Genomic DNA, 13,640 nt, shown 5'->3' with positions numbered 1-13,640 from the left:
GCAGGCTCGCCCGTGCGGACGTCCCCGGGCCAGGGCCCAATGAACCACTGGTCAGGGGCTACTGGCCCGATCAGCCGGCAACCTGCCGGCTCACAGCCAGATGGGGGCGAGCCAGCCGAGGAGGACGGCGCCGGTGGCCAGGAGCCCTACGACGAGGGTGACGACGCGGCCGCGGGCGACGAGGAACAGGCCGGTGATTGCGCCGATGCTGGTGCCCGCACCGGTAACCAGGAAGGCCAGTGCCGGACCGGCACCCATCCCACCCTCCACGAGTGCCGCGACCAGCGGGAGGGAGCCCTCGGTGTTGAGGTAGACCGGGACGCCGAGCAGCGCCGACAGCGGAACCGCCAGTACCGAGCCGCCGCCCAGGTAGTCGGTCAGCCACGCGGTGGGGACGGCCTCGATGACCAGGTATCCGGTCGCGGCGAATCCGAGAAAGTACAGGGTCAGCCGGCGGGCGGTGACGGTCAGCTCGCGGGCGAACGCGTCCAGCTTCCAACGGGTACGCGCCGGGGTGTTCCGGGCGAGGGTCGCGGTCGTGCCGCTTCCGGCCGCGTTCGCAGTGTCAACCTGGGACGCGCCGCAGGACGTCGCGTCGGAACCGCCAGTGGCGCCGCCCGCGGTTGCTGGCCGCTCGGTGCGCAGCCGGGCCTGGCCGGCCAGCCAGCCGGTGCGTTCGACGGTCGACGTGACCGCGCCGGCAAAAAGCCCGAGCAGGATCGCGGCGACGAAGTAGGTGGTCGCGAACGGTAACCCGAACAGGCCAACGGAGAGCGCGTACTCCTCGGGGCTCGTCAGCGGCGAGGCGACCAGAAACGCGACCACGGGCGCCCAGGGCACTCGCGAAGCCAGCGCACCGAGGACGACCGCCATGGTGCCGCACGAGCAGAACGGCGTCAGCGTCGCCAGCGCCACCGCGCCCAGCACCGCCACGGCGGTGCGCCGGCGCAGCGCCGCCGCCAGCCGCTCCGTATCGACGTAGGTGTTGAGCGCTGCGGCGGCCACGATGCTCAGCACCAGGAAGGGCCAAATGTGGGTTACCGAGGTCCACACGTCGACGAGGACCCGGCCGAGCACACCGGCCACCGTCCCCACCACGTTGTTCATGGCCAGCTCCTTTCATCCGGTCGCCCGGGTCCCACCGGTGTCTGGGCCACGGATCTCGACCGGGGTCGGGCCTGGGGTCTCGACGAGGCACCAGGCGAGGTCGATGAGCCCGACCACGCACGGGTCGCTGACGCGGTACCAGATGCGGTTGCCGTCTCGCCGCGCGGCGACGACACCCTTGTCCGAGAGCCGTTGCAGCTGGTTGGAGACCGCGGAGGGGCGCATGTTGACCGTGTCGGCCAGGTGGGTCACGGTCAGGTCGCCGGCGCGGACCAGGGCGTGTAGAAGCCGTAGCCTGGTGTCGTTGGCCAGCACCTTGAAAAGCTGCTCCAGCCGGCTGGCGTCAGCCGCTCCCATTTGCGACCGGTCGGGCAGGGCCGGCCGGACTACCGCGTCTGCCGCCCCCGTGGTGTTGATGCTCATAAATGCATCATTCCACTGTCTTGTGGAATAGTGTAATGAGAATGGTCACGGACCATCGTCCCGGAAACTTAAGTAGAACGGCCCTGCCGACAGCGCGCACGTTCGCTGGCGGGCATCCTGGTGGGCGTGGTCATGCTGCGCGCCGCGCCATTCGGCAAAGCCACGGTATGGTCGCCGATCGTGGCGAACGCCATCGGACTGGTCTGTACCTGCCAAGCGTCGGCGTCTATGTGGCCGCCTTCTCGGTGCCGTCTCTGGAGACCTGGATTGCGCTGGTGGCCCACACGCTTTGGACGTCGGCTGCGGCGTCAGGCCGGTCGGCGGCGAACGGCCCGATGGCGCGAAAGCCGGCCTCCACCAGGTCCGGGCCGGGCAACCATCCCGGCAAGATCGGCCACACACTGATCGGCTGAGGGACTACCGGCGTGTAGTGCTGTCCAGCCAGTAGTCCAGCCAGCCCGACGTGGACGTGACCACGCGCGACGGGCTTGGCGCGGCGGGCCAGATCTGCAGCAGGTACTCGTCGGCTATCTGGTCCGTGTCGGTCGGCTCCGGCTCCAGGTCCCCGATCTGGCGGCCGTGGTAGCGCAGGCGGTAGTTGCCCGGCCCGGCGGGCAGGTCTGGCAGGTCGAACTCCTCCTCGTGCGCCCACGTCGCCAGGTACAGCGACCGCGCCTCGGCGAGGAAGTCGATCTCCACGATGTCGTCGTAGGACTCGTCCGGCGCGGGCTCGGTCTCGGCGTAGGCCACGGTCAGCCGCACGGCGCCGGTATGCCGTTTGGTCAGCAGCAGCGCGCTTCCCGTCTCGACCCCGATCACGCCGACGCCACCCGCCCCGAGCGACTCCCACTCCGGGCCGTCGTCATGGTCGGCGTCGAACAGCTCGTACTGTCCGTAGTGGACATAGAGCGGCGCCGCAAAGACAGTTCGCAAACGTGCGCTCCTCAGGGCTCGGGCGTCAGCGGGGTGAAGGTCGGCGTCGTGCTGTCCGAGCCGCGCCACAGGTACGTGCTCAGTTCGGCCCCGGCGCCGCGCTCGGCCTCCGGGTTGGCCGGCAGTGGCCAGCGCAGCTGTTGGTAGAGGGCGGCCCGGTGCAGGTCGTACGCGGCCTCCACCAGCTCTCCGAACGCCTGCGCCCGGGCCGGCGTGGCGACCGTGACCGCGACGGTGGCGACGACGAGCCCGACCGGGACCGCCCACCAGGCCAAGGGTGCGAACGCGCAGAACAGCACTCCCCAGGTGGCCGCGCCGACGGCACTGTCGAGCGCGGACCGCGCGGCCCGCAGCTCGGTGCGGGTCGAGTCGGGCAGCAGCAGCCACAGGTGCGGCCAGACCGCGATCGTGTCGAGGCCGTACTTGTCCGCCGGGCGGCGCTCGGCCGCGCGCAGGATGTTTCCGATCGGCGTGGGCATGAAGTAGGCGGGAGCGGCGGGCCGGCGCCGCCGCCGGCGCTCCAGCCGGGCGTACGTGGCGAAGTCGTCGGCGGTGGGATCGGTCGAGTGCAGGCGGGCGTGCGCGCGCTGCCACGCGTCGGTCTCGGCGGCCGCCCGGCGGGCCAGCGTGTCGCACAGCCGCCGCCGCAGCGGGCGGCTCCAGGCCGGCCAGTAGCCTTCGAGCAGGCGCAGGACCGGGGTGGCGGTCCGCTCGACGAGGGCGCCCGACGCGGCCACCCCGAGCAGGGCGATCAGGATGGCGGCGACCTGGACCGGGCTGGTCTGCCCGGTGAACCACGCCTCGCCCGGCAGCCCGTCCAGCCCGCCGCGGTGGTGGGCCCAGGCGAGCAGGCCGCCGAGCCAGAAGACCAGCGCGGGTACCGCGACGGTGGCCCACCGGTCGGCGAGCTTGCCGCCGGCGGCCTCCCAGAAGGCGGTCAGCACGTCAGCCCCGTACCAGCGCGGCGCCGTGGTCCGGGCAGTTCGGGACCCGGGTGCCCACGTCGGGCCGGTACCAGACGTAGTCGCCGGCCGGGCAGACGTAGCGGTCCGCACCGATGGCGCCCGGGTCCCCGGCGGGCCGGCTGATGTCCCGCTGCGGGACCGACTGCTGGTACGGCGGCCGGTACAGCGGCCGGTCGGCGAGCACGCGGCCGAGGAACCACGCGGTGTCCTCGTGCCCCGCGAGCAGTGCCCGCAGCGCGGCGACGGTGGCCGCGGCGTCGGCGGGGCCGGTGAGCAGGTCCGCTATCCGGCGGTCGAACGTGCCGGCTTCGGCGGGGCCGACCAGGTCGCGCAGGTACGGGCGGATCGCCCGCGCCGCCTCCAGCACGCCTTCGTCGCCGGAGTCCGTCGTGCCGGGTTCGCTGTCTCGCATAGCCGTCCATTGTGGCGGAAGGGGGTTTGCCGGCGCCGGTCAGGCGCCGCTGTGTATGTGCGATCCCCAGATCGACGGGGCGTCCGGCCAGCGGCGGCGGAACCGGCGCGCGGCGGCGTGGGTGGCGCCGGCGGCGTCGTCCGCGCTGCCGGCAAGCGAGCCGTAGATGTCGGCTGCGGCGTCCAGGGCGTCCTGGTCGCCGACCGGCCACAGCGTGGCGATCACGTGCCGGTAGCCGGCCAGCTGGAACGCCGAGGCCAGGTGGATCGCCTCGTCGGTGAGCCGGCCGCCGGGGCGGGCGGTCGCGCAGGCCGACAGGAAAGCAAGGCCTGCGCGGTCCAGCCGCAGCCGGGCCACGTCGACCACGGTCAGCGGGCGCTGCTCGTGGTCGGCCAGGAGCAGCCCGCTGGCCGAGGGGTTGACGAGGTCGCTGGAGGCGTGGCAGGCGAAGTGTGCCCACTGCGCGGTGGGCAGTGCGGCGAGCACCGCGCCGCGGGTCGCCTCGGCACCGGTGAGTACCGAGACGCGGTCGGCGAACCGTTGCCGCAGCCAGGCGGTCTCGGCGTCCGCACCGGGCAGGTCGGCGGCGCCGGGCGTGTGCGGCATCGCCACCGCCAGCAGTCGGGCGGCAACGCCGGCATCGGGCTCGTCCACAGTGGATGGCGGGCCGCCGCGCCGGGCGTGGCTCAGCGCGCGGACCGTGGGAGTGTACGAGGAGACCACGCGGTCGAGCACTGTGGCCGGCACCGCGTCGAACCGGGTGCCATGGTGGCCGGCGGCGTGCAGCGGCAGGAAGGACAGCAGCCCGGACACGCACCACCACAGCCTTGGCCACGGCTCGCCGGGCGCGGGTGGTCCGGTGATCCCCAGCCGCTCGAGGACCGGGTCGGCGACGGTGTCCCACAGCCAGCCGAGCGTGCCGGCGAGGCGAGGCTCGGCGCGGTCGAAGACGGCATTGAGGAAGTCGATGACACGCTCGTACACCGTGTCCGGCGTGAGCCCGTCGAGGTGTACCGGCTCCAGCACGCCGCCACCGCTCAGGATCAGGGCGTGCGAGCCGAACTGTGAGACGTTGACGATCACGATGGGGCCGTCCGCCGCGGCCGCTGCCAGCTCGCTTGCCGCCGGCCGGCGCAGGAAGCCACCGAACCCGGGTGTCGCCCTGATCTCGGCGATCACCGCGTCGAACGCCTCGGCCGCCGCCCGCCGGCGGTCCACCGCGCCGGGCGTCCGCTGCTCCTCGCCGCTGTCCAACTCCTCGCGCAGGGCCGTGAAGCGCTCGGCCAGGGCGGGATGCCGCTCGCCGAGCGCGGTGACGTCGGTGCGGGTGTCGAGCGCCTGGCCGAGCAGGATCCCGCGCCCCTGCTCGAACAGTTCCACCGCACGCTCGGCCATCCCGGCGTGGACGCAGCACGCCGCCGCGTCCGCGCCGAACCCGTCGAACTCCTCCAGCAGGTGCTCCTGGTCGCTTCGGGCGAGGCTGCGCGGCGCCACCTGGCCGAGCAGCCCGGCGGCGGCTGAGAACCCGGCGACCGCCTCCGCCCACTGCCCACTTACGGCGGCCGCGCGACCCCACGCACCCCCGCCCGCGGCGCGCATGCGGGGCGAGGCGGCCGCGATCGCGTGCGCCTCACGGCCCGCCGACACCGCGGCGCCGACGTCGGCCGGATCGGCGGTGCGCTGGAACCGCTGCCGCAGTACCACGCTGAGGTTTGTCAGGAAGACGGCCCGGCTGGGATGGTCGGGCGCGGTGGCCGCGACCGCCTCGCGGCCCGCGGCGATCGCGGCGTCGAGGTCGGCCTGGTCGCCGGCGAGGGTGAACCGCGTGTGCAGGGCGCCGCTGTGGTTGGACAGGAACATCGACCGAAGCGGATGCCCCGGCGGGGTGGCGGCGACCGCGTCGTTGCCCGCCCGGATCGCCTCGTCGACGTCGCTGCGACTGCCGGTGCGCTCGGCCCGGGCCAGCAGCGCGCTGGCGAGGCCGATGAGCAGGTTGGCGCGGCCGGGGTAGGTCGGCGCGGTGGCGGCGACCGCCCGGCGGCTGGCGTCGACGGCCTCGTCGATGTCGGCCTCGCCGCCGGCGCGCTCGAACCGGGACCGCAGCGCGAGGCCGAGGTTGCCCAGCCGCTCGGCGCGATCGCCGTGGTCGGGCGGTGTCGCGGCGACCGCCTCCCGGCTGGCCTCGATCGCCTCGTCGAGGTCCGCCTGGCCGCCGAACCGGGAGAACCGCATGCCCAGGGAGGCGCCGAGGTTGGCCAGCACCAGGGCGCGGTAGGGGTGGCCGCCGGGCGCCGCCACCACCGCTTCCCGGCCGGCCTCGATGGCCGCGTCGATCGCGGTGCGGTCGCCGGTGTGCTCAAACCGGGACCGCAGGGCGTTGTCGAGGTTGGTCAGCAGGTAGGCGCGGTGCGGGTCGTCCGGCCGGATCCCGGCAGCGTTCTCCCGGGACAGCCGCACCGCCTCGTCCAGGTCGGCCGGGTCACCGCTCTGCCCGAAGCGGGTGTGCAGCGTGGCGGCGAGGTTCGACAGGATGTGGGTGCGGTCCGGACTGTCCGGTGGCGTCGCGGCCCACGCCCGCCGCACGAGGTCGACGGCTTCGTCCAGGGCGGCGGGATCGCCGGTCCGGTCGAAGCGCACCACCAGAATCCCGCCGAGGCTGGCCAGCCGCCGGGGATGTTCGGGGTGATCGGGCGCGGTGACGTCCACGGCCTCACGCCCGACGGCGGTGGCCTCGTCGATGTCGGCCGGGTCGCCGCTGTGCTCGGACCGCGACCGCAGGGCGCTGGCGAGGCCGGCCAGCGCGAAGTCGTGGTCGGCGTGCCCCGGCGGGGCGGCGGCCCGCGCGTCGCGGCCCGCCGCCACGGCCCGGTCCAGGTAGGCCCGGCTGCCGGTCCGTTCGCTCAACCCGATCAGCGCGATACACAGGTTGCCCAGCAGCCGGCCGCGGTCCGAGCCGGCGGGCGGGGTCGCGGCGACGGCCTCCTCGAGGACGGCGACCGCCTCCTCGATGTCGCCGCGTTCGCTGGTGCGTTCGTACCGGGCGTGCAGGGCGCTGCCGAGCTCGGACAGGCGCGGCGCGCGGTTGGCGCTCTCCGCCGGCGTGGCGTCGACCGCGGCGCGGGCGTGACGGATCGCCGCGTCGAGGTCGGCCGGGTCGCCGCCGAGCGCGAACCTGGCCGTCAGGCTCGTGCTGAGGATGGCCAGCGGGCTGGCCCGGCGCTCGCCTGCGGGTGGGGCGGCGGCCACCAGGTCCTGGCCCACGGCGATGGCCTCGTCCAGGTCGCGGGGGTCGCCGGTGCTCAGGTGGCGGGTCCAGAGGGCGTTGCCGAGGTTCCACAGCGCCACGGTGCGGTCGGGATCTTCGGCGGCCATGACGGCCGCCGCGTCGCGGCTGGCGGTGGCTGCCCCGTCGAGGTCCGCCCGCTCGCCGGTGCGCTCGAACCGGCGCCAGAGGACGAGGCCGAGGGTGTGCAGCCGTTCGCCGTAGCCGGGGTGGTCGGAGGGTGTCGCGGCGGCCGCCTCGCGGCTGGCCGCGGCCGCCTCGTCGAGGTCCGTCCACTCGTCCGTCCGCTCGCACCGGGTCAGCAGCGCGGCGCTCAGGTTGTGCAGCGTCGCCGCCCGGCCGGGGTCGCCGGCGGCGAAGACGCCGACCGCGTCGCGGCTGGCGGTGACCGCGTCGTCGAGGTCCGCCGGGTCGCCGGTGCGCTCGTGCCGGGCCCGCAGCGCCATGCCGAGGGTGCCCAGCACCGTCGCGCGGCTCGGGTGGCCGGGCGGGGCGCCGGCGACCGCCTCTCGCCCGAGGGTGACCGCCTCGTCGATGTCGGCCGGGCCGCCGCCTCGCCGGTACCGCTCCTGCAGCGCCAGGCCGAGGCTGGAGACCACCGTCGGGCGCAGGACGTGGCCGGACGGTGCCGCGTCGAGGGCCCGCCGCAGCAGGTCGACGACCGCCGTGACCGCCTCGGCGCCGTCACTGGGACCGAGGCCGGCCAGCAGGTGCATGGCGCGGACGGTCAGCGCCATGGGATCTTCCCGCCGGTCGGCGTCGAAGTGCGCGCGAACCTGCGACGGGATCGCCGCCGGGTCGGTCCGGTAGACCGGCGCGAAGTAGGCCAGCGACGCCGCCAGGGCCTCCTCGTCCTCGCCGGGGTCGAGGACCTGATAGCGGAACCAGAACAGCCAGCCGGCGGCGTGGGCGACTTCGGGATCGGCGTGCGGGTCCGGCACGCTGGCGAGGAGGTCGGTCACCTCCGCGAGGGCCGCCGGGTCGAGGACCGTGGCCGGATCGCCTCCGGCGTCGAACAGCTCCAGTCGCCGCTTGACCCGCCCGAGCAGGCGTCGCCGCTCTCGCATCGCACACTCCACCGTGGCCGGAATTCGGGCCACCGCGCGCCGGCGCGGCTACTCGCCAGCATCATGCCGCAGCCGCGTGGCGCGTACCAGTCGTTCACCCTTCAGGCGCCGATCGACCCGAGCATCGTCCACATATGTGGACGGCCTCCATAATGGGGGTTCCCTATCCGCATGTTAGGCACTATGTTGTCTGTCGATACGAGCTCGTGTTTACGCCGGCCATCCCACGAGTGGCCGGAGGTGCCCCACCACGGGACCCATGGAGACCACCATGCGTATTCTTCGAGCCGGCTGCGCCGCCGCCGCTGGCCTGGCGATCCTCGCCGGCCTGGGAGGCGCCGCCGCGGCACCGACGCCCGACTCCGCCGCGACCGTCGTCGTCGACACAAGCCAGCCCGGTGGCCGGCTGCCCAGCGACTTCGTCGGGCTTTCCTTCGAGGTCCGCGAGCTCGGCATCGGAAACATCGACGCCCGCCGCGGCAACCTGGCGCAGTTCTTCAGGACGCTCGGCCGCAGCAACGTCCGCTTCTCCGGCAACACTCTCGACCGCGACGCGATCTGGCTCGGTGACGGACAGCAGCTTCCGGATCCGTTGCCCGAGTGGGTCCAGCACATCATCACGCCGGCCGACATCGAGCGCCTCGACGATTTCCTCGCCGCCACCGGGTGGGACACCGCGGTCGGCATCAACCTCGGTCGCTGGGACGCGGAGCGCGCCGCCGACCAGGCCGCGGTGATGTCCCGCGTGCTCGGACGCCGCCTGCTGGCCGCCGAGTGCGGCAACGAGCCGGACCAATGGGTCAGCCGGGGCTACCGGCCCGCCGGATACGCCTACGCCGACTACCGGCGCGACTGGCAGATGTGCGCCGGCGCGGTCGGCCGCATGCCGCTCGCCGGCCCGGACGCCGCGTCGCCCACCTCCGCGTGGGCGGCAAACCTCGCCCGCGACGAGGGCGACCGACTAAAGATGATCATGATTCACCAGTACAGCATGGATCCGACCGGCACCATGGAACGCCTGCTGTCGCCGGCCACCAACGCGGGACAGGCCGGCGCGGCCACGCCCAACCTGACCGTCGCGAAGCAGCTGGGCAAGCCGATCCGCATCGACGAGACAAACTCGGCGTGGGGTGGCGGCATCGACGGCGTCAGCAACCGGCACGGATCCGCGCTGTGGGCGCTGGACTACGCGCTGCAGATGGGCCAGCTCGGCCTCGACGGGATCAACTTCCACGGCGGTCTCGGCGTGTGCAACCAGCCCATCTGGAACGGCAGGTGGCAGCTCTACACACCCATGTGCGCCAGCAGCAAGGCGGAGGAGCTCGCGCAGGTCTACCGGGCGATGCCGATCTTCTACGGCCTCTGGATGGCGCGGCAGATGGGTCCCGGCACGTTCCTGCCCGTCACCGTCACCACCGACCGCAACGTCAACGCGTACGCCGTGCGCGGAGACGACGGCCGCACCCGGATCGCCGTGATCCAGAAGGAGGAGACGACGACCGGCCCGGTCAGCGTCGCCATCTCCGTGGGCGGCCGCGACCGTACCGCGCGGGTCCTCACGATGACCGGCAGCGGCCTGACCGCGGATGACACCGCCGTGCAGGGCGCCCGCGTGGGCACCGACGGTCGCCTCGCGCCCGCTGCCGCCGACCGCCGTCCGGTGCGCGGCGGGACCGTCCACATCGAACTCGCCGCGGGTTCGGCCGCTCTGATCACGCTCGACCGGTGACATCCCCGCCCACACCGAGGAGGTTCGGTGCTTCAGCTCTCTGGTGCTCGCCGCGCGCGGCGCGCCATCACCCTCACCGCGGCCTGCGCCGCGACAGCGCTCATCATGGGGCCGGCACCCGCCGCCGGGCACACGGCCCACGCCCCGGTGGGTAAGACGTGGGTGGCGCCCACGAGCTTCACCACCGTTGCCACGAACGTCGCCGCCCGCAGCGACCGCCGGCCCACAAACGGCGGGGTGTACGACCGGACGGCCGGCAAGACTTTCATCTCCTGGGCGGGACAGTACGAGGACAACTACGTGCAGGCCTACGACCACCGCACCGGTACCTGGACGGCGCCGGTCAAGGTGGCCGACGGCGGCAATGACACGCACAACTACCCGACGTTGATCCAGGCCGACGACGGGCACCTGCTCGCCTTCCGCGGCATGCACAACCGGAAGCTGTGGCTTGCCCGCTCCCCCGCCCCACACTCGATCGAAGGCACGTGGACCGACACCCAGATCCCCGAGGGCCTCGGCGCCACCTACCCGATGGTCTTCAAGACGGCAGACGGGTCGATCTTCGTGTTCGTCCGCGAGACCGCCGGCGACCTCGACAAGCAGTACCCGACCGACTTCCGGCCGATGAAGTACGTGCGCTCGACCGACAACGGCCGCACCTGGCAGAGCTCGGAATCGCTGACCGGCGAGCGGTGGAACATCGCACCGCAGACGCGCGTGGACAACATGAACGAGGTCTACATCGGACAGCTGCGGCACGAGCCGGCCGGCCTCGGCCACCGCGAACGGGTGTCCATCGTGTACACCCTGGCCGGCGGCGGGCCCGAGGGCCACCTGCACGACCGGTACCACAAGAACATCTACCACGCCTACTTCTACCCGCACGACCTGCACTTCCGCTCCGCCACGGGCGAAGACCTGGGCGTCGAGATCGACGACGCCGACCAGGAGGCACATCTCAAGGTCGTCGACACCCCGCTGCAGATGCCCAACCCCCGCTCGCCCGACTACATCCAGCTCGTCGGCTCCACCTTCGGCGGCCACGCGCCGTTCGTGGTGTGGATGCAGCTGGACGCGCAGGCGGTGGTACACAGCTGGACCGCGGTACACACCCCGCTCGGCTGGCAGAAGCGCGAGGTCGCGACCGGCCTGCGGGTGCGCGACATGGAACGCGTCGATCCGCTGACCTGGCGGGTCTACACGACGTCCACCGCGCCGGATGTCACCGCCGTGTCGACCGCCCGGCTGTACGCCGGCCTGCTGTGGCAACCGGAGGCGACCATCGCCGTCCCGCGCCCCGTGCAGCGCATCGAGGTGATCCAGGACTACCGGGACCCGGCCCGGCTCATCCTCTCGGGCGCGAGCAGCGCCCGACCCGCTGACGTCGCCGACGGCGACATCTACGTGGCCGGAGCGAGCTGACCGGTCTGGCTACTCGGACAGTCGCATGTCCACGTAGGTGCCCACCCCGTATGAGCCGTCAACACATTTGCTGACGGTCAGCGCCAAGCGGTCACCGCCGCGTGTGTCGACTCTGATCGGCGCGCTGGCGGCCTGCCCGATGTGGCCGGTAAACAGCACTTCGCCATCGACCGAGACTTCGAACTTCAGTTCCTCCGACGTTGGAGAATCCTCGTCGACACCGGCAAAGCCGCTAAGCTCGGCATACTTTCCGCCAAGCCGATATATGCGAGTGGGTGTTTCGTTGCAATAGACCTTGGCGCTCATACTGTCGGCATCGGTGCTCCAAGCGCCGGTTACCGTCTCGACGGGAAGGGCGGTCAACGGGACTGATCGCGGCCGATTGGTGGGACCGTTGGTGCGTGGCTGCGGGCTGGCCTTGCCAGCGCTGGGCAGGATCGTCGGACCGCCGCCGCCGTCCGGAGACCGCGACGGTGCGCCGGTCGGTGACGACTCTGCGCTAACCGCGGGTTTTGCGGGCTGCCCTTCGGTCGTAGGCATCGGACGTGGGCTCGGCCCCACCGTCGTCGAATTACCCGTGCCCCCGGAGAGAAGTGCGGCCAATGCGAGGGCGGTCGCGACGATACCGGCGATCGCGGCCACGCCTTGCAACCACTGCCGCTCCAGGCCACGTCGTATTCGAGAGGTCCACTGACTACCGCGTGGTGTTTTGTTGGCCCCCTCATCGTGCATGGACCGAGTTTATCCAGGCGCCGCAAATACAATATGGCGCGACTAGCCCAGCGCCTTTTGTCCATGCGGCTTAACCCTTTAGGAAGCGGGCGCGCGGGCCGGTTGCGCTGTGTCGCACCACCGCCTCGCTCCGTGTCGACGGTTACCGCCGGCACGATCAGGGAACGGTACGTCGATGAGCAGCCACCTTGATCCCACGTTGCGCGGCGGCGTCTACCCCTCCGAAGAGGAGATCGACCCGGCCAGCTCCGACGTGGAGCCGGCCAGCGACGCAATCGGACGTGGCCCGGCGCCGACCCTCGCGCCGCGACCGCAGGTCGACACCGCGGGTCGCTCGATCGTGAGCCGGCACCAGGACGGCTCGGTGGAGGTGGTCACCGACTTCGACGGTGACGGCATCGCCGACGTGGTGCAGCTCGACCTGGACGGCGACGGAGTGCCGGACATCACCTACATCGACAGTGACCGCGACGGCCGTCTCGACACGGTGCTGCGTACCCCCGGCCACTGATCGGATCGGACCGTGGCGGTCGGGCGTTGCCGGGGTGGCTTCCGCCAGAGTTGAGGCCGATGGGAGGCCTCATGATCTCGGCACTCAACCGGCTTGTCGATCTGGTCGAGGAGCACCTCGGCGAGGAGTTCGACGTCACCGGCCTGGCCACGGCGCTCGGCACGACCGAGTACCACCTGCGCCGGATGTTCTCGACGCTGGCCGGCATGCCGCTGTCGGAGTACGCGCGCCGGCGCCGCATGACCGTCGCCGCCGCCGACGTCATCCGCGGCCAGGACGATCTGCTGAGCATCGCCGTGCGGCACGGCTACAGCTCGACCGAGGCGTTCGGACGTGCGTTCCGCGCGGTCCACGGCGCCGGTCCCAGCGACGTCCGCCGCGACGGAGGCCCCCTTCGCACACAACCGCAGCTCAGGTTCCGCCTGACCGTCGAAGGGAGCAACCCCATGGACACCCGCATCGTCGACCGCCCCGCGTTCCGGCTGGTCGGGCACGCAGCCCGGGTCCCGCTCATCCACCACGGCGTCAACCCGCACATCCAGCAGCACATCACCGCACTGCCACAGCAGGCCCATCAGCGGTTGAAAGCCCTCAGCGACACCGAACCGGCGGGCCTGCTGCAGATCAGCGACGACGTCGACCCCGACGCCACCGAGGGCAGCGAGCTGACCTACCTGCACGGCGTCGCCATCTCCCGGGACACCCCCACGCCGGACGACCTCGACGCCATCGAGGTGCCGGCCGGCAGGTGGGCGGTCTTCCGCACCGCCGGACCCCACCCGCAGGCCCTGCAGAAGACCTGGGCCGCGACCGCGACCGAGTGGTTTCCCGCCAACCCCTGGCGGCTGCGGCCAGGCCCCTCGATCGTCACCGTCCTCGAACGCGCGGACGACTTCAGCACCGCCACCTGCGAGCTCTGGCTACCCATCGAACCCGCGTAACGGCCCCGCTGGAGACCTTCGGCGTCAGGGGGTGGTAGCCCTTTCAGAAGATCTAATTCGAAACAGATCCGAGCTACCGCGACGTCCGTCGTGGTCCGGACCGTTGCTCCCG

Annotated in this window: 12 protein-coding genes; 5 read left to right on the top strand and 7 right to left on the bottom strand. The window is 72.5% G+C overall.

Translation table 11 applies throughout. The annotated features are described in order from the left end of the window. Window positions 1-90: 90 nt before the first annotated feature. Both Phou_RS24580 and Phou_RS24575 read right to left on the bottom strand, forming a co-directional pair. A complete protein-coding gene (locus tag Phou_RS24580) occupies window positions 91-1,107 on the bottom strand; it encodes a permease (protein WP_173059356.1) in 1,017 nt (338 codons plus the stop codon). A gap of 12 nt (window positions 1,108-1,119) precedes the next feature. Beyond that, entirely contained in the window at window positions 1,120-1,530 is a 411-nt protein-coding gene (locus Phou_RS24575) for an ArsR/SmtB family transcription factor (protein WP_173059353.1), read from the bottom strand. 167 nt (window positions 1,531-1,697) lie between these two features. Here Phou_RS24575 and Phou_RS24570 point away from each other — a divergent pair, with 167 nt between their 5' ends. Next, the gene (locus tag Phou_RS24570) at window positions 1,698-1,943 is read left to right on the top strand and encodes a hypothetical protein (protein ID WP_173059350.1); all 246 of its coding nucleotides are present in this window, start codon (window positions 1,698-1,700) and stop codon (window positions 1,941-1,943) included. 4 nt (window positions 1,944-1,947) lie between these two features. Here the strand turns inward: Phou_RS24570 and Phou_RS24565 are convergent, their stop codons facing one another. From Phou_RS24565 to Phou_RS24550, 4 genes are read right to left on the bottom strand one after another with little or no spacing between them, the layout of a single operon-like run. Continuing rightward, a complete protein-coding gene (locus tag Phou_RS24565) occupies window positions 1,948-2,463 on the bottom strand; it encodes a hypothetical protein (protein WP_173059347.1) in 516 nt (171 codons plus the stop codon). 11 nt (window positions 2,464-2,474) lie between these two features. Continuing rightward, window positions 2,475-3,407 (bottom strand): hypothetical protein, encoded by a 933-nt coding sequence (locus Phou_RS24560; RefSeq protein ID WP_173059344.1) that lies wholly within the window; start codon window positions 3,405-3,407, stop codon window positions 2,475-2,477. 1 nt (window position 3,408) lies between these two features. Next, a complete protein-coding gene (locus Phou_RS24555) occupies window positions 3,409-3,840 on the bottom strand; it encodes a hypothetical protein (protein ID WP_173059341.1) in 432 nt (143 codons plus the stop codon). A 39-nt stretch (window positions 3,841-3,879) separates the two neighbouring features. After that, entirely contained in the window at window positions 3,880-8,190 is a 4,311-nt protein-coding gene (locus Phou_RS24550) for a CHAT domain-containing tetratricopeptide repeat protein (RefSeq protein WP_218579178.1), read from the bottom strand. 271 nt (window positions 8,191-8,461) lie between these two features. Here Phou_RS24550 and Phou_RS24545 point away from each other — a divergent pair, with 271 nt between their 5' ends. After that, entirely contained in the window at window positions 8,462-9,919 is a 1,458-nt protein-coding gene (locus Phou_RS24545) for a glycosyl hydrolase family 79 C-terminal domain-containing protein (RefSeq protein WP_173059338.1), read from the top strand. 27 nt (window positions 9,920-9,946) lie between these two features. Next, entirely contained in the window at window positions 9,947-11,344 is a 1,398-nt protein-coding gene (locus Phou_RS24540) for a BNR-4 repeat-containing protein (RefSeq protein WP_218579177.1), read from the top strand. 9 nt (window positions 11,345-11,353) lie between these two features. Here Phou_RS24540 and Phou_RS24535 read toward each other — a convergent pair whose 3' ends face one another. After that, window positions 11,354-11,986: an NPCBM/NEW2 domain-containing protein gene (locus Phou_RS24535; protein WP_173059335.1), complete on the bottom strand. Its 633-nt coding sequence runs from the start codon at window positions 11,984-11,986 to the stop codon at window positions 11,354-11,356. Window positions 11,987-12,251: 265 nt separating this feature from the next. Between Phou_RS24535 and Phou_RS24530 the strand changes: the two genes are divergently transcribed. Next, on the top strand, window positions 12,252-12,587 hold the full coding sequence (locus Phou_RS24530; protein WP_173059332.1) for a hypothetical protein: 336 nt from the start codon (window positions 12,252-12,254) through the stop codon (window positions 12,585-12,587). A 71-nt stretch (window positions 12,588-12,658) separates the two neighbouring features. Then, on the top strand, window positions 12,659-13,528 hold the full coding sequence (locus tag Phou_RS24525; protein WP_173059329.1) for an AraC family transcriptional regulator: 870 nt from the start codon (window positions 12,659-12,661) through the stop codon (window positions 13,526-13,528). The last annotated feature ends 112 nt before the right edge of the window (window positions 13,529-13,640 follow it).

The sequence above is a fragment of the Phytohabitans houttuyneae genome (assembly GCF_011764425.1).
Classification (GTDB): domain Bacteria; phylum Actinomycetota; class Actinomycetes; order Mycobacteriales; family Micromonosporaceae; genus Phytohabitans; species Phytohabitans houttuyneae.
The sequence above is the reverse complement of the archived record's forward strand: the minus strand, read 5'-3'. Positions and strand labels throughout refer to the sequence as shown.

Bases quoted from the DNA above. Each gene is read 5' to 3' on its own strand.
- Phou_RS24555 (WP_173059341.1), bottom strand. From the start codon at position 3,840: ATGCGAGACAGCGAACCCGGCACGACGGACTCCGGCGACGAAGGCGTG.
- Phou_RS24525 (WP_173059329.1), top strand. From the start codon at position 12,659: ATGATCTCGGCACTCAACCGGCTTGTCGATCTGGTCGAGGAGCACCTC.
- Phou_RS24550 (WP_218579178.1), bottom strand. From the start codon at position 8,190: ATGCGAGAGCGGCGACGCCTGCTCGGGCGGGTCAAGCGGCGACTGGAG.
- Phou_RS24580 (WP_173059356.1), bottom strand. From the start codon at position 1,107: ATGAACAACGTGGTGGGGACGGTGGCCGGTGTGCTCGGCCGGGTCCTC.
- Phou_RS24530 (WP_173059332.1), top strand. From the start codon at position 12,252: ATGAGCAGCCACCTTGATCCCACGTTGCGCGGCGGCGTCTACCCCTCC.
- Phou_RS24545 (WP_173059338.1), top strand. From the start codon at position 8,462: ATGCGTATTCTTCGAGCCGGCTGCGCCGCCGCCGCTGGCCTGGCGATC.
- Phou_RS24570 (WP_173059350.1), top strand. From the start codon at position 1,698: ATGGTCGCCGATCGTGGCGAACGCCATCGGACTGGTCTGTACCTGCCA.
- Phou_RS24575 (WP_173059353.1), bottom strand. From the start codon at position 1,530: ATGAGCATCAACACCACGGGGGCGGCAGACGCGGTAGTCCGGCCGGCC.